At 69.7% G+C, this 14564-nt stretch carries 14 protein-coding genes; 6 read left to right on the top strand and 8 right to left on the bottom strand.

Translation table 11 applies throughout. The features are described from left to right. Positions 1–70: 70 nt before the first annotated feature. The gene (locus tag R2APBS1_RS16980; RefSeq protein ID WP_007509793.1) at positions 71–862 is read right to left on the bottom strand and encodes an AMP nucleosidase; all 792 of its coding nucleotides are present in this window, start codon (positions 860–862) and stop codon (positions 71–73) included. A gap of 240 nt (positions 863–1102) precedes the next feature. On the opposite strand from R2APBS1_RS16980, the gene R2APBS1_RS16985 reads away from it, so the two are divergent. Then, positions 1103–2047, top strand: a complete 945-nt coding sequence (locus R2APBS1_RS16985) for a DegV family protein (protein WP_015448856.1) — start codon at positions 1103–1105, stop codon at positions 2045–2047. A 9-nt stretch (positions 2048–2056) separates the two neighbouring features. Here the strand turns inward: R2APBS1_RS16985 and R2APBS1_RS16990 are convergent, their stop codons facing one another. Next, complete coding sequence (locus R2APBS1_RS16990; protein ID WP_007509797.1) at positions 2057–2839, bottom strand: SDR family oxidoreductase; 783 nt, start codon at positions 2837–2839, stop codon at positions 2057–2059. 88 nt (positions 2840–2927) lie between these two features. On the opposite strand from R2APBS1_RS16990, the gene R2APBS1_RS16995 reads away from it, so the two are divergent. Continuing rightward, complete coding sequence (locus tag R2APBS1_RS16995; RefSeq protein ID WP_007509799.1) at positions 2928–3137, top strand: hypothetical protein; 210 nt, start codon at positions 2928–2930, stop codon at positions 3135–3137. 11 nt (positions 3138–3148) lie between these two features. On the opposite strand, the gene sppA is transcribed toward R2APBS1_RS16995, so the two are convergent. Next, positions 3149–5029, bottom strand: a complete 1881-nt coding sequence (gene sppA / locus R2APBS1_RS17000) for a signal peptide peptidase SppA (protein ID WP_015448857.1) — start codon at positions 5027–5029, stop codon at positions 3149–3151. A gap of 37 nt (positions 5030–5066) precedes the next feature. Continuing rightward, positions 5067–6452, bottom strand: coding sequence for an MATE family efflux transporter (locus tag R2APBS1_RS17005; protein WP_015448858.1), 1386 nt, complete (start codon positions 6450–6452; stop codon positions 5067–5069). Positions 6453–6558: 106 nt separating this feature from the next. Between R2APBS1_RS17005 and R2APBS1_RS17010 the strand changes: the two genes are divergently transcribed. Together R2APBS1_RS17010 and R2APBS1_RS17015 are read left to right on the top strand one after the other, a co-directional pair. Further along, positions 6559–7761, top strand: coding sequence for a DUF3667 domain-containing protein (locus tag R2APBS1_RS17010; RefSeq protein ID WP_015448859.1), 1203 nt, complete (start codon positions 6559–6561; stop codon positions 7759–7761). Between the two features lie 401 nt (positions 7762–8162). Continuing rightward, entirely contained in the window at positions 8163–10337 is a 2175-nt protein-coding gene (locus R2APBS1_RS17015) for a primosomal protein N' (RefSeq protein WP_007509807.1), read from the top strand. A gap of 21 nt (positions 10338–10358) precedes the next feature. Here R2APBS1_RS17015 and tatC read toward each other — a convergent pair whose 3' ends face one another. The 4 genes from tatC to R2APBS1_RS17035 all read right to left on the bottom strand — a co-directional run bounded on the left by tatC (position 10359) and on the right by R2APBS1_RS17035 (position 12564). Then, positions 10359–11117, bottom strand: coding sequence for a twin-arginine translocase subunit TatC (gene tatC / locus R2APBS1_RS17020; RefSeq protein WP_015448860.1), 759 nt, complete (start codon positions 11115–11117; stop codon positions 10359–10361). Then, entirely contained in the window at positions 11104–11547 is a 444-nt protein-coding gene (gene tatB, locus R2APBS1_RS17025) for a Sec-independent protein translocase protein TatB (RefSeq protein WP_015448861.1), read from the bottom strand. The genes tatC and tatB overlap by 14 nt, the downstream gene beginning before the upstream one ends. A gap of 27 nt (positions 11548–11574) precedes the next feature. Beyond that, positions 11575–11811 carry a twin-arginine translocase TatA/TatE family subunit gene (tatA, locus tag R2APBS1_RS17030; RefSeq protein WP_015448862.1) on the bottom strand — a complete coding sequence of 79 codons (237 nt, stop codon included), beginning with the start codon at positions 11809–11811 and terminating at the stop codon, positions 11575–11577. Positions 11812–11874: 63 nt separating this feature from the next. Then, positions 11875–12564, bottom strand: coding sequence for a lipid-binding SYLF domain-containing protein (locus R2APBS1_RS17035; protein WP_015448863.1), 690 nt, complete (start codon positions 12562–12564; stop codon positions 11875–11877). A 97-nt stretch (positions 12565–12661) separates the two neighbouring features. On the opposite strand from R2APBS1_RS17035, the gene hemH reads away from it, so the two are divergent. Continuing rightward, positions 12662–13717, top strand: coding sequence for a ferrochelatase (gene hemH, locus R2APBS1_RS17040; RefSeq protein ID WP_015448864.1), 1056 nt, complete (start codon positions 12662–12664; stop codon positions 13715–13717). Further along, positions 13714–14559, top strand: coding sequence for an alpha/beta fold hydrolase (locus R2APBS1_RS17045; RefSeq protein WP_015448865.1), 846 nt, complete (start codon positions 13714–13716; stop codon positions 14557–14559). The genes hemH and R2APBS1_RS17045 overlap by 4 nt, the downstream gene beginning before the upstream one ends. The last annotated feature ends 5 nt before the right edge of the window (positions 14560–14564 follow it).

Below are 14564 nucleotides of genomic sequence, written 5' to 3' on the forward strand. Positions count from 1 at the left end.
GATGGCACAACAACCCCGCAGCGTGATGCCGAGTTCGGGCCGAGCGCCCCCGTTGCCGCACCTGCGAGGCTCAGTCCGTCTCGACATCCGCCTCGAAGCGCAGGTGTTTCACGCTGCGCCCGTTGCGGCGCACCAGCTTGAGCGCCTCGATGCCGATCTTGATGTGCGCCTCGACGAACCGCGAGGTGATGGTGCGGTCGCTCGCTTCGGTCTTCACGCCTTCCGGGATCATCGGCTGGTCGGACACCAGCAGCAGGGCGCCGCACGGGATCCGGTTGGCGAAGCCGGCGGCGAAGATGGTCGCGGTTTCCATGTCCACCGCCATGCAGCGGGTGCGCCGCAGGTAGGCCTTGAAGGTGTCGTCGTGTTCCCACACACGCCGGTTGGTGGTGTACACGGTGCCGGTCCAGTAGTCGTGGCCGAGGTCGCGGATCATGGTGGAAACCGCGCGCTGCAGCTGGAACGCCGGCAGCGCCGGCACTTCCGGCGGCAGGTAGTCGTTGCTGGTGCCCTCGCCGCGGATCGCGGCGATCGGCAGCACCAGGTCGCCCAGCTGGTTCTTCTTCTTCACGCCGCCGCACTTGCCCAGGAACAGCGCGGCCTTCGGCGCGATCGCGCCGAGCAGATCCATCATGGTGGCCGCGTTGGGGCTGCCCATGCCGAAGTTGATCAGGGTGATGCCGTCGGCGGTGGCGTTCGGCATCGGCCGGTCGCGGCCCTGCACGTCCACCCCGTGCCACTGCGCGAACAGCTCCACGTAATGACCGAAGTTGGTCAGCAGAATGTGTTCGCCGAATTGCTCCAGCGCCGTGCCGGTGTAGCGCGGCAGCCAGTTCGAGACGATTTCCTGTTTGCTTTTCATCAGAGCTCTTGCCCGAATCGCGTTGCCGGCGACGCCACGCCGGCGGGATGCCAGATCAGTGGCGCCATCTTAGGGCCTGTTCGTCCACGCCCGGCGATCATGCCGACGCGCCGGCTTGCCGCCGTGCGGATGCCTCGTCGCCCCCGGCTTGCGGCCGCCGCCGTGCGACCATCGGACAAATGCCCGATCACGGCCAGCATGCTATGTTCCTCCTGCCATTGATGATCGGGGGGTCACGTGATGAGGATGGGCCTGGCAATCGATGCATCCTGCGATCTGTCGCAGGAGTTTCTGCAGAAGCACCGTATCGCGATCATGCCGATCACCGTGCGGGTGGACAGCGAGGTCTTCATGGACGACCGCAAGCCGGCCGAGATCCAGCGCTTCATCGATCGCCGCCTGGGCAGCCGCAGCCACTCGGCGGAAACCGAGCCTTGCCCGGTGGAAGAGGTGCAGAAGCTGTTCCTCGAGAAGCTGGTACTGGAACAGGACTGCGTGTTCTGCCTGACCATCACCGCCACCCGCAGCCCGATCAACGAGCACGTCAACAAGGCCAGCTTCGCGATCCTGAAGAACTACCGCCAGGTGCGCGAGAAGGCCGGCGTACCCGGACCGTTCATGATGCGCGTGGTGGACACCGGCAACGTCTTCACCGGCGCCGCCCCGGCCGTTTACGAAGCGGCCCGACTGATCGCCGCCAACGAGTCGCCGTCGACGATCCGCGAACGCCTGGTGCACATCGCCAGCCACAGCTACGGCTACATGCTGCCGCGCGACCTGATCCACCTGCGCAACCGCATCAAGAAGCGCGGCGACCGCAGCGTCAGCCTGCTCAGCGCGGTGGTCGGCACCGCGCTGGACATCAAGCCCATCCTGCGCTGCTTCCGCGGCGAGACCAGCCCGGTCGGCAAGGTGCGCGGTTTCGACCAGGGCGCGGAGGCGCTGTTCGGCTACGTGACGCGGCGGGTGCGCGCCGGCCTGATGGTGCCGGTGGTCTGCGTCAGCTACGGCGGCGACCTGGAGGTGCTGCCCCACTTGCCGGGCTACATCGAGCTGCGCCAGGCCTGTGCGGAATGCGGCGTCGAGCTGATGGAGGCGCCGATGAGCATCACCGGCATGGTCAACGTGGGCGAAGGCGCGGTGACCGTCGGCTTCGCCGCCGAGGAACACGAGGCGGAGTTCTGAGGCCGCCGCTCAGAAGCCGTAGTTCAGGAACCCGCCGTCCACCGCCAGCACCTGGCCGGTGACGTAGCTGGCCGCCGGCAGGCACAGGAAGGCGATCGCGGCGGCCACCTCCTCCGGCTCGCCGATGCGCTTCAGCGGCGTGCGCTCGAGCACCTCGTCCAGATAGTCGGCGTCGGCCAGCGCCGGGTCGGTGCGCTGGGTGCGGATGTACCACGGCGCCACCGCGTTGACGCGGATGCCGTCCACCGCCCACTCGGCGGCCAGGTTGCGGGTGAGCTGGTGCAGCGCCGCCTTGCTCATGCCGTAGGGCGCACCGGTGCGCACGTGGGTGATGCCGGAGACCGAGCCCACGTTGACGATCGCCGCATTCGCGTGCTGCACCAGCTGAGGGTGCGCCAACCGGCACATCTCGAAGGCGGAGAACAGGTTCTGCTCGAAGATCGCGCGGTAGTCGTCCTCGCGATAGTCCAGCGTGGCGCCGGGCTGGTTGCCGCCGGCGTTGTTGACCAGCAGCGACACCGGCGCGCCGAGGTCGGCGATCCAGTCGAACACCGCCAGGCGTTCCTCCGCCTCGGCCAGGTCCGCGCCGAACGCCAGCACCTCGACGTCGGCGAATTCGTCGGCCAGCTCCACCCGCACCTGCTCGAGGTAATCCTCGTCGCGCGCCACCAGCAGCAAGTCGGCACCAAGCCCGGCCAGCTCGCGCGCGGTGGCGTAGCCGATGCCCTTGCTGGCGCCGGTGACCAGGGCGGTGTGGCCGTGCAGTTGCCAGGCGTCGAGGCGGCTGTTCATGGCCACAGCTTAAAGCGCCCGGGCAATGCCTTGCCAGCGGCCGGGCGCGGCGGGACACTCGGCGCATCGACCACGCGCGAGAACCGCCATGAAGCCGCTGCCGCTCCTGCTCTGCGTCCTTGCCCTCGGCGCCTGTTCCAGCAAGCCGCCGGAACCCCAGGCCAAGCCGGCGGCGGCCGACACCGCCACGCCGTTCGACGCGCTGAAGGCGGACGAGCAGCGCGCCAAGGACGTGCAGAAGACGGTCGACAAGCAGGCCGAGGAACAGCGCAAGCAGATCGAGGCGCAGGAGCAGTAGGGGCTACCGCCTCAGCGCGGGCTGCACAGGCAGTCCGCGTAGATGTTAGGCGTGCCGGCCTTCGCGTTGCGCAACAGCTGCAGCTCCGGCGCCAGCGCGGGCAGCTGGGCGAACCAGGCCGGCAGGCGCACGCCCCACGACTGCAGCAGGTGCACGCCGGCGCCCTGGTTGAGGCCGATCAGGAAACGCTCGAAGCCGCCCAGCGGCGCCTCCACGTAACGCACCGGATAGCCCTTGCCCAGTCTGGCCACGCTGGCCGCCTCGGCGACGGCAGCCTGCAGCCCGCCGAGCTGGTCGACCAGGCCGCGCTCGAGCGCCTGCTGGCCGGTCCACACGCGGCCCTGCGCGATCGCGTCGATCGCCTCGTAGCTCTTGCCGCGCGCCTTCGCCACGTTGCCGACGAAGTCGCGATAACCCTTGTCGATGATCGCCTGGATCACCGTGCCGACCTTCGGATCGAGCGGACGGCTGATGTCGAACGCGCCGGCCATCGGCCCGGTGCCGACGCCGTCGCTCTGAACTCCGAGCTTGGCCAGCGTGTTCGGCACCGTGTAGTACATGCCGAAGATGCCGATCGAGCCGGTGATGGTGTTCGGTTCGGCGTAGATGCGGTTCGCATTCATCGCGATCCAGTAGCCGCCGCTGGCCGCCACGTCGCCCATCGACACCACTACCGGGATGCCCGCGCTGCGGGTCAGCTCGATCTCGCGGCGGATCTGCTCGGCCGCATACACTTCGCCGCCGGGCGAGTTCACCCGCAGCACCAGCGCCTTGGTCTTGCGGTCCTCGCGTGCGCTGCGGATCAGCGCCGCGGTGGATTCGCCGCCGACCGAACCGGCCGCGCGCTTGCCGCCGGCGATCTCGCCCTCGGCCACCACGATCGCCACGCCGGGCGCGAACGCATTGACGGCATGCGGCACGCCGGCCGCGTAACGGGCGAACTCGACCTGGCGGAAACTGTGGCCTTTGCGGTCGGCCGGGATGCCTTCCTTGCGCATCATCGCGATCAGCTCGGCGCGGGTGGCCAGGCCGTCGACCAGGTGCTGGTCCAGTGCCAGCCGGGCCAGGTTGCCCTGGGTGCTGGCGATGTGCTGCGGCAGGTTGTCGATGTCGTCGCGCAGCGTCGCCGGGTCCAGCTTGCGCATGGCCGCCACCTCGACGAGGTAGCCGTCCCACAGGCCGCCCATCCAGTAGCTGTCGGCCTGCTTGGCCTCGGCCGAGGCGTGATCGAGGATGTACGGCTCGGCCGCGCTCTTGAACTCGCCGACGCGGAACAGGTGCACGTCGACGCCGAGCTTGTCCAGCAGATCCTTGTAGAACAGCCGGTAGTTGGCCAGCCCGGTGATCATCACGCCACCCTGCGGATCGACCAGCAAGCGGTCGGCATGCGCGGCCAGGTAGTACTGGCCCTGGTCCAGGTTCACCGCCCACGCCACCACCGGCTTGCCCGCCGCGCGGAAGCGGTCCAGCGCCGCGCCGACCTCGCGCAGCGCGGCAAAGCCGCCGCCCTGCAGCTCGTCCGGCAGCAGCAGGATGCGGCTGATCCGGTGGTCCGTCGCCGCCGCGTCGATCGCGCCGACCAGGTCGCGCAGCTGCACCTGCTTGGGCTGCTCGCCGGACAGGCCGGCCAGCGCGCGCTGCAGCGGATCGATGCTGTACTGCTCGACCAGCTGCCCCTGCGGCCGGATCACCAGCACGCTGTCGTCCTGCACCGCGCGTTCCATCCGGCTGCCGGCCACGCCGGCGGTCACCAGCAACAGCAACACGAACAGCACGCCGAAGAACACCAGGTTGATGATCACCAGCCGCAGCAGGTTGATGCCGCGCCCGAGCGTGCGCAGGAAGGCCCAGAAACCGTGGCGGCGGGGCGGTGGCGGCGGTGGCAGCGTCATGTGGGTATCCGGATATCGTCGGGGCAAGCGTAGCCGGTCAGGCCGGCGCGGTCATTGGCAGGTGACGGCGCCAGCGCTGTTTCCACGCGCTGCGCCAGAAGCGGGTGAACAGCATCGCGGCGGCCACCGACAGGCCGGCGATCAGGCCGATCCACATGCCGCGCGCACCCATGCCGTGGTGGAAGGCCAGCCACCAGCCCGTCGGCATGCCAACGATCCAGTACGCGAACAGGGTAATCGCCATCGGCACGCGGGTGTCCTTGAGGCCGCGCAACGCCCCGTTGGCGGCGACCTGGACGCCGTCGGAAAACTGGAACAGCCCGGCCAGCATGATCAGCTGCGCGGCCAGCGCGATCACCTTCGGCTCGTGCGTGTACAACGACGCGATGAAGTGCGGCAGGCCCAGCATCAGGCCGGCCGAGAAGATTTGCGTGACCAGGGTCAGGCCGATCCCGCAGAAGCCGGCGTAGCGCACGCCGCGCTCGTCGCCGCGGCCCACCGCGTTGCCCACGCGCACGGTGATCGCCATCGCCAGGCCGAGCGGGATCATGAAGAACAGCGAGGCGATGTTGATCGCCACCTGGTGGCTGGCGATCACGTCCTCGCCCAGCGTGGCGATGATCAGTGCGGTGGCCACGAACAGCCCGGCCTCGGCCAGCAGGGTCACTGCCATCGGCAGGCCGATATGCACCAGCTGGCCGATCCGGCGCAGGTCCGGCCACTGGAAACGATCGAACAGGCCCAGCCCGCGATAGTTGCGCCGCAAGATCACGTAGACGCCGAACGCCAGCAGCTCCAGCCACAGCACGATCGCGGTGGCCACGCCGCAGCCGTGCGCGCCCTGCGGCGGGATGCCCAGCTTGCCGAACATCAGCACGTAGCCCAGCGGCACCAGCAAGACCAGCCCGCCGAGGCTGAAGTACATCGACGGCCGGGTCAGCGACAGGCCTTCGGACAGGCCGCGCAGCGCGAAGTAGCAGGTCAGTGCCGGCGCCCCCCAGCTGATCGCCAGCAGGAAGCGCTGCACGTCGTGGCGCAGGCTCGCGGTCACCCCGATCAGCTCGATCAGCGGCCCGGCGTGGCGCACCGCGAACCACAGCAGCGCGCCCATGCCCAGCGCCAGCCACAGCGCCTGCTGGAACACCGTGCCGACCTCGCCGCGGCGCCCGGCGCCGTCCAGCTGCGCCACCGACGGCGGCACCGCCATCATCATGCCGATGCCGCAGACGATCGCCAGCGACCAGATGCTGGCGCCCACCGCCACCGCGCCGAGCACGTGCGCGCTGACGTGGCCGGCCAGCACCGCGTCGATCACGTTGCTGCCGACCGCGGCCAGCTGCGCGGCGATCAGCGGCAGCGCGAGGCGCACGGTGGCGCGCACCTCGTGCAGCAGATGGGCGCGTTCGGGACGCAAAGATTTCATGGGCACAGCGGACTCCAGGGCCGGCCATTCTACCTGAGCCATTCGTCACGCCCGCCGAGCCGCCGCCGTGTGCGAAGATCGCCCGCTGCACCGGACGGGAACCGCGATGAAGCAGCTGACCAGCTACGAAGGCCTGCACTGCGCCAACTGCGGCGCGACCATGCAAGGCGAGTTCTGCCACCAGTGCGGCCAGTCGATCCACAGCGTGCTAAAGCCGATGCACCACATGGTCGAGGAAACCGTCGAGACGGTGCTGCACATCGATGGCCGCATCGTGCACACGCTGCCGCCGCTGCTGCTGAAGCCCGGCTTCCTCACCCTGGAATACTTCGCCGGCCGGCGGGTGCGCTACATCGCGCCGTTCCGGCTGATGTTCGTGCTGTGCCTGCTGTCGTTTTTCGTATTCCACCTGGCGATCGACCAGGTCGCCGACAAGATCCCCGCGAACGGCCATCCCCTGGTGAGCGTGGACAGCCGGGCGATCGAGACCGCGGCCAGCCCCGCCGAGGTGCGCAAGGCGCTGCAGGACGAACTGGATGGTCTGCAGCGCGCCCGGGACACCGGCGTGCTGCCGCCGAACGTGCTGGAGCAGGCGCGCGTCGGCGAGCAGGAACTGCGTCAGGCAGCCAATCGGCGCCTTGCCGCACTCGGCGCGGCGCCCATGCCGGTAGCCTCGCTTGCCTCGCCGCCAGCATCCACGGTGGTGAAGGCCAGCAGCGACACCAAGCCGCGCGACGCTGCACGCAAGGCGTTCGAGAATGAATCGAAATCGGTCCGGATCGCCTGGCTGCCGGACGTGGCCAACGCGCGCCTGACCGCGCTGGGCCGCCAGTTCCAAAAGAACTGGCACGCCTTCAAGCATGGCGATCCGGCGGCCAGCGCCGAAGCGAAGCAGCGCATGATCAACGGCGTCTTCGGCGCACTGCCGCCGACCATGTTCGTGCTGATCCCGGCCTTTGCCATCCTGCTGAAACTGTTCTACGTATTCCGCCGGCGGCTGTACATGGAGCACCTGATCGTGGCCCTGCACAGCCACGCTTTCATGTTCCTCAGCCTGTTGCTGATCACTCTCGTCGGCATGCTGTCGACCTGGCTGCGACCGCATGCGGCGTGGACCGGCTACGCGCTGGGCTGGCTGCAGGCCGCGCTGATCCTGTGGATTCCCGCTTATCTGCTGATCATGCAGAAGCGGATCTACCGCCAGGGCTGGCCGATGACCTTGCTGAAATTCTGGTTCGTCGGCTGGTGCTACGTCTGGCTGCTGATGTTTGCCCTATTGGTCGCTTTAGTGCTTGGTGTGGCCCACTGAGGCCGTTTCGCGGCTCCTGGCGCAGCGGGTTTTGCACAGCGTCACGGGCCTGTCAAGGCAGCCGGGGACGGTGCGTCAATTGTGTGAACCGTGACTGATCGGCATTTGCAGACCATTGACTGACAAGGACATTTTTACGTGACCAAAACCTCGTCAGAGTGTCAGAAAAGGCTTCACGGTGCGCTTTGAAGCACCCCTTCCCCGCTGCATCCACAGACTTATCCACAGCTATTGTGGATAAGCACAAAAACTCCCCGGGGATAGTCACTTACCCATGACTCCTCGATAACCGGGCAGCAAGTTCGCGCAACTTGGCCGATCTGATCCACCTGCCATCGCAGCCATCAAAAACGCGGCCCGCGTGGAGGCGGCCGTTACACTGGCCTGCCACGAGGTAACCCATGCCTGCCGTTCTTCGCGTCGCCCTGCCGGTCCCTCTGCCAGGCCTGTTCGACTACCTGCCGCCGACGGTGGGCGCGGCCTGCGTGGGCAGCCGGGTGCTGGTGCCGTTCGGTCGCCACAAGCTGGTCGGCATGGTGGTGGCGATCGACGCCGAGGCGGCAGTCGGCAGCAGCCGGCTGAAGCAGGTACTGCGCCTGCTCGACGACGGCGCGCTGCTCGACCCCGAGCTGATGCAGACCCTGGCCTGGGCCGCCGACTACTGGCTGGGTGCGCCGGGCGAGGCCTACGCCAATGCCTTGCCGCTGGCCCTGCGCGAGGCGAAGCCGCTGCCGCCGATCGGCGACGAATACTGGTCGCTCAGCGGCGCCGGCCGCAGCGCGCACGATGCCGGTAGCCGCCGCGGCGGCAGCAAGGCCTTGCTGGGTTTGCTGGCTGCCGGCGCATTGAGCGCGCAGGAGTTGAGCGAGCGCCAGCCGGGCTGGCGCGACGCCGCGCGCCGGCTGGCCGCAGCCGGCCTGCTCGAACGCAGCGAACGGCCGCCGCCCGATCGTCCGCTGCCGCCCTCGCTGGCGCCGCAACTCAGCGACGAACAGCAGCAGGCAGTCGCCGCCGTGGACGCCAGCCTCGGCCGCTACCAGCCGTTCCTGCTCGATGGCGTCACCGGCAGCGGCAAGACCGAGGTCTACCTGGCACTGATCGAACAGGTGCTGGCGCAAGGCAGGCAGGCGCTGCTGCTGGTGCCGGAGATCGGGCTTGCCCCGCAGACCGTGCGGCGCCTGCGCGAGCGGCTCGGAGTGATCGTCGAGGTGCTGCACTCGAACCTGTCCGAAGGCGATCGCGCGCGCGCCTGGCTGCGCGCCCGCGCCGGCAGCGCGCGGGTGATCCTGGGCACCCGCTCGGCGGTGTTCACGCCGCTGCCGCAAGCCGGCCTGATCATCGTCGACGAGGAACACGACAGCGCCTACAAACAGCAGGAAGGCTTCCGCTACCACGCCCGCGACCTGGCCCTGGTGCGCGCCCGCGCGCTCGGCGTGCCGGTGCTGCTGGGCTCGGGCACGCCGTCGCTGGAATCGCTGGCGAATGCCGAGGCCGGCCGCTACCGCACCCTGCATCTGCGCGCGCGCCCCGGCGCGATCCGGCCACCGCAGGTGCAGATCATCGACATGCGCGCACAGCGGCTGGAGCACGGCATGTCGCCGGCGCTGCTCGGCGCGGTGGCCGATACGGTGGCACGCGGCGAACAGGCGCTGGTGTTCCGCAACCGCCGCGGCTACGCGCCGGTGCTGCTGTGCCATGCCTGCGGCTGGCATGCCGGCTGCCCGCGCTGCGACCGGCCGCTGACCCTGCACGCGGGTCGGCGCCAGCTGATCTGCCATCACTGCGACTATCGCCAGCGCGTTCCCGCCGCCTGCCCGACTTGCGGCGCCGGCGACCTGAAGCCGCAGGGCCAGGGCACCGAGCGGCTGGAGGAAGCGCTGCTCGCGCAGTTCCCGCAGGTGCCGGTGCTGCGCGTCGATCGCGAAACCACCCGCCGCCGCGACGCGTTCGAACAACTGCTGGCCACGCTCAAGGACGACCAGCCGGCGATCCTGGTCGGCACGCAGATGCTGGCCAAGGGCCACGACCTGCCCAACCTCACCCTGGTCGCCATCGTCGGCGTGGACGAAGGCCTGCACAGCATCGACTTCCGCGCCGGTGAACGGCTGGCGCAACTGGTGGTGCAGGTGGCCGGCCGCGCCGGCCGCGCGCGCAAGCCAGGCCGCGTGGTACTGCAGACGCACCAGCCGGAACATCCGCTGCTGCGCAGCCTGCTGGCGCACGGTTATGCCGCCGCAGCGCGCGAGCTGCTGGCCGAGCGCCGACTGATCCAGCTGCCGCCGTACAGCTACCAGGTGCTGCTGCGTGCCGAGGCACCGCAGCGCGAACAGGTCGATGCGTTCCTCGCCGCGGCACACGCCGCGCTGCCGGTCAACGCGCAGTTGCAGATCGCCGGGCCGATGTCCGCGCCGATGCCGTTGCGTGCGGGCCGGCATCGCGGCCAGCTGCTGCTGGAGGCGGCCAGCCGTCGCACCCTGCACGGCAGGCTGCGCTCGTGGCAGCTGGCGCTGATCGCGCTGCCGTCGGCACGGAAGGTACGCTGGTCGCTGGATGTCGATCCGATCGATCTGTACTGAACTGGCTTGACAGGAGCGCGCTCAGCCCGCGTCCGGTTTCAGCGAACCCGGCTTGACCAGCCAGCGCACCGCCAGCATGCCCAATTCGTAGAGCAGGCACATCGGCACCGCCAGCATGATCATCGAGGTGATGTCCGGCGGGGTGATGAAGGCGGCGATCGCGAACGCGCCGACGATGGCATAGCGCCGGCTGCTGCGCAGCTTGTCCAGGTCGACGACGCCCACCGCGGCGAGGATCACCACCGCCACCGGCACCTCGAAGCACAGCCCGAACGCGAAGAACATCAGCATCACGAAATCGAGGTAGTGGGTGATGTCGGTCATCATCTCCACCCCCTGCGGCGTGATCGCGGTGAGGAAGCGGAACGCCGCCGGCAGCACCAGGAAATAGGCGAACGCGCAGCCCAGGTAGAACAGCACCAGTGCCGCGGCGAGCAGCGGCCGCGCCAGGCGTTTCTCGTGCTTGTACAGGCCGGGGCTGACGAAGGCCCACAGCTGGTACAGGATCATCGGCATGCTGATGAACAGCGCCGCGTAGAAGGCCAGCTTCAGCGGGGTGACGAACGGGCTGGCCACCTCGGTGGCGATCAGGTGCGCACCCTGGGGCAGCCGCGCCACCAGCGGCGCGGCCAGTTCCGTGTACAGGCGGTTGGCGAACGGCACCAGCGCCAGCAGCACCACCAGCACGGTGGCGCTGGCCTTGAGCAGGCGCGAGCGCAGTTCCAGCAGGTGGGAGAACAGGCCCTGTTGCAGGTCGACCTCGGGTTCAGGCGTGGCCATGTGGCGACTCCCGGGGCCCCGGCGCCGCCACGGCGGTATCGGCGAACAGGTCGCCGGTGGCGCGGTCCGGTTCCGCTGCCGCGGTCGCCGCCGGCGCGGCGGCGGAACCGGCGATCGCGGCGGACGGCTCGCCTGTCGCCGCCGCGTCAACCGGTGACGCGGCGTTCTGCAGGTCGCGCACCTGGGCCAGCGTGGCGTCCAGTTCGCCTTGCGCCGCTTCCGCCTTCGCCGCGGCCTCGCGCGCAGCGCGCTTGATTTCCTCGATCTGCAGCTCGCGCTCCACCTCGGCGCGCACGTCGTCCCAGCCGCTGCGCATGCGCCGCAGCAGGGCGCCGGCGGTGCGCGCGGCGCCCGGCAGCTTCTCCGGGCCGAGCACGATCAGCGCGATGAGCGCGAGCAGCACCAGCTTGCCGAAGCTGATCTCCATCATCGCCGCAACCTGCCCGTCGCCCGCGGCTTACTTCGCGTCGCTGGAGTCGCGCTGACTCTGCGTCGTGGTGTCGGTAGGGCTCGCCGGCGGATCGGCGCGCAGACGCTCCGCTTCCTTGCGCTTGGCCTCGTCCTCGTCGCCATTGAGGCCCTTCTTGAAATCCCGCATGGCGTTGCCGAGGTCGGAGCCGATGTTGCGCAGCTTGCCGGTGCCGAAGATCACCACCACCACCACCAGCAGGATTATCAGATGCCAGATGCTCATGAATTACCTCGAAAACGGACGAAGCCGGAAACCCGTCGCGCCGCGCGCGCCGGCCTTTCCGTATCAGCGTGAAGTGTACTCTTCGAGCCGGTCGCGAAAGTCGACCACCGGCGTCGGCACGTTGCTGACGCCACCCTCGAAGATGCGCCGCGGCGTGATGCCGGCGCCGTACACCGCAGCGTTCGCATCATAGTCGATGCGCAGGACCGATCCATCCAGCGCCACGCCGGCGAACAGGCCGCGGCTGCGCGAGTAGGAATAGATCTCGGCCTTCATCTGCGCGTCGGTGGAGGCACTGGCGGTGCGCCCGACCGGGCCGGCCGCGGCGGAGGCGTCGGCGCCGAGGGTGAACTTGCCGTTGACGATCGAATCCACGCCGCGCTGGGTGCGGAACACCAGGATCACGTCAGTCGAGGACACGCCGGCCTGGAAGCCCACGCTGCCGCCGGTCATGGTGATGAAACTGGGATTGGACCAGGTGCCGTTCGGGCTCTTCACCGAGATCAGGCCCTCGCCGCGACGGCCGCCGAAGATGAAGCCGGCCTTGATCATGTCCGGGATCACCGCGATCGCGCGGGCGTTCTGCAGCAGGTCCTTCGGGATCGCCTTGTCCGGCGCCTGCATGATGTCGTTCATCACGCGCACGGCGTTGGTGGCGCGCACCAGCGGCGGATCCTCGGCATGCACGGCCATCGCCGGCAACAGCAGGGCCAGGCTGGTCAGCAGCAGACGTTGCAGCGATGTCTTCAACATGGGGCAGCTCCACTCGGGTTCGGGGGATAGGCGCGGCGCCACGCGGTGCGCCGGGCTTGTGGCAGACTGCACGGTTCCAGCAGCCACGACTGTCACGATGCCACGCAGCAACCACTATACCGGCGTTGCCGACGATTCCGACGCGCCGGCCGTTCAGCCCGTTCAGGCTGGCGTGCTGCTGGTCAACCTGGGCACGCCGACCGCGCCGACCGCGCAAGCGGTGCGCCCGTACCTGGCCGAGTTCCTCGGCGATCCGCGGGTGATCGACTACCCGCGCTGGCTGTGGTGGCTGATCCTGCATGGGGTGATTCTGCGTGTGCGGCCGAAACGTTCCGCGCACGCCTACGCGCGCATCTGGGACGAACGCGGCTCGCCGCTGCGCTACGGCAGCGAGGCGCTGGCCGCGGCGCTGCAGGCCGAGTTCGACCGCCGGCGCCCCGGCACGCTGCGGGTGGCGCTGGCGATGCGCTACGGCGAGCCGTCGGTGGCACAGACGATCGAACGGCTGCAGCGCGAGGGCGTGCGCCGGCTGCTGGTGCTGCCGCTGTACCCGCAGTATTCGGCCACCTCGACCGGCTCGGTGATCGACGCGGTGGCCGATGCCTGCAAGCAACGGCGCTGGCCGCCCGAGCTGCGCTTCGTCAACGACTACCACGACGAGCCCGGCCACATCGAGGCGCTGGCCGCCGGCATCGAACGCTGGTGGGCGGCGCACGGCCGCGGCGAGAAACTGCTGCTGTCGTTCCACGGCATCCCCGAGCGCTACGTGCGACTCGGCGATCCCTACGCGGAACAATGCCGGCGCACCGCGCAACTGCTGCACGAGCGGCTGCGGCTGGGCGAGAGCGAGCTGATCGTCAGCTTCCAGTCGCGGGTGGGCCGCGAGCGCTGGCTGCAGCCATACACCGACGCCACCGTGCGCCGGCTGGCCGCCGACGGCGTGAAGAGGCTCGACGTGGCCTGCCCCGGCTTCGCGGTGGACTGCCTGGAGACGCTGGAGGAGATCGCGATGCAGAACCGCGACTTCTTCACCGCCGCCGGCGGCGAGTCGCTGCGCTACATCCCCGCGCTGAACGACAGCGCCGAACAGGTGGCCAGCCTCGCCGCGCTGGTGCGCCGGCACCTCGGCGGCTGGCCGGAAGCCGCCGCGTGAGCGCATCGGTCGAGCGCCGCATCGCGCTGCCCCACCTGACGCTGGCCGCGCAAATCTGGGGCGAAGACAGCCTGCCGCCACTGCTGGCGCTGCACGGCTGGCTCGACAACGCCGGCAGCTTCGCGCAGCTGGCGCCGCGGCTGGCCGCACGCTGGCAGGTGATCGCGCTGGACCTGCCCGGCCACGGCCATGCCGGCCATCTCGCCGCCGGCGCCGGCTACCACTACGTCGACCACGTGCAGGCCGTGCTGGCCGCCGCCGACGCACTCGGGCTGGAGCGCTACACCCTGCTCGGCCACTCGCTGGGCGCCGGCATCGCCAGCCTGGTCGCCACGGCGCGGCCCGAACGGATCGAGTGCCTGCTGCTGATCGAGGGCCTCGGCCCGCTCGGCGACGACGGCGCGCACACGCTGCAGCGCTTCCGCGACGCGCTGGCGCCGCGCGAGGGCAACGGCAAGCCGCTGCGCATCTTCCGCGATGTTGCCCACGCAGCCGCCGCACGCAGCATGGCCAGCGGCCTGCCCGCCGAACTGGCGCGGCCGATCGTCGAGCGTGGCCTGCTCGAAGCCGATGGCGGCTGGCGCTGGCGCAGCGACCCGCGGCTGACCCGCCCCAGCGCCGTGCGCCTGGCCGAAACGCAGGTGCACGCCCTGCTACGCGGCATCACGGCCCCCACCGCGATGCTGCTGGCGCGGCCCGCCACGGCTTACCTGCCCACGCCGATGATGCACTCGCGCGCTGCCTGCGTGGCGGACATCACCGTCAGCCACATGGAAGGCGGCCACCACCTGCATCTCGAACATCCGGCCGACGTCGCCGCGTGGATCGACGCGGCGACGTGACGCAT

The organism is Rhodanobacter denitrificans, from assembly GCF_000230695.2.
GTDB classification, from domain to species: Bacteria; Pseudomonadota; Gammaproteobacteria; order Xanthomonadales; family Rhodanobacteraceae; genus Rhodanobacter; species Rhodanobacter denitrificans.

Bases quoted from the DNA above. Each gene is read 5' to 3' on its own strand.
- R2APBS1_RS17010 (WP_015448859.1), top strand. From the start codon at position 6,559: ATGAAGCAGCTGACCAGCTACGAAGGCCTGCACTGCGCCAACTGCGGC.
- sppA (WP_015448857.1), bottom strand. From the start codon at position 5,029: ATGACGCTGCCACCGCCGCCACCGCCCCGCCGCCACGGTTTCTGGGCC.
- R2APBS1_RS17035 (WP_015448863.1), bottom strand. From the start codon at position 12,564: ATGTTGAAGACATCGCTGCAACGTCTGCTGCTGACCAGCCTGGCCCTG.
- tatC (WP_015448860.1), bottom strand. From the start codon at position 11,117: ATGGCCACGCCTGAACCCGAGGTCGACCTGCAACAGGGCCTGTTCTCC.
- R2APBS1_RS16995 (WP_007509799.1), top strand. From the start codon at position 2,928: ATGAAGCCGCTGCCGCTCCTGCTCTGCGTCCTTGCCCTCGGCGCCTGT.
- R2APBS1_RS17005 (WP_015448858.1), bottom strand. From the start codon at position 6,452: ATGAAATCTTTGCGTCCCGAACGCGCCCATCTGCTGCACGAGGTGCGC.
- R2APBS1_RS16980 (WP_007509793.1), bottom strand. From the start codon at position 862: ATGAAAAGCAAACAGGAAATCGTCTCGAACTGGCTGCCGCGCTACACC.
- tatB (WP_015448861.1), bottom strand. From the start codon at position 11,547: ATGATGGAGATCAGCTTCGGCAAGCTGGTGCTGCTCGCGCTCATCGCG.
- R2APBS1_RS17015 (WP_007509807.1), top strand. From the start codon at position 8,163: ATGCCTGCCGTTCTTCGCGTCGCCCTGCCGGTCCCTCTGCCAGGCCTG.
- tatA (WP_015448862.1), bottom strand. From the start codon at position 11,811: ATGAGCATCTGGCATCTGATAATCCTGCTGGTGGTGGTGGTGGTGATC.
- R2APBS1_RS16985 (WP_015448856.1), top strand. From the start codon at position 1,103: ATGAGGATGGGCCTGGCAATCGATGCATCCTGCGATCTGTCGCAGGAG.
- R2APBS1_RS16990 (WP_007509797.1), bottom strand. From the start codon at position 2,839: ATGAACAGCCGCCTCGACGCCTGGCAACTGCACGGCCACACCGCCCTG.
- hemH (WP_015448864.1), top strand. From the start codon at position 12,662: ATGCCACGCAGCAACCACTATACCGGCGTTGCCGACGATTCCGACGCG.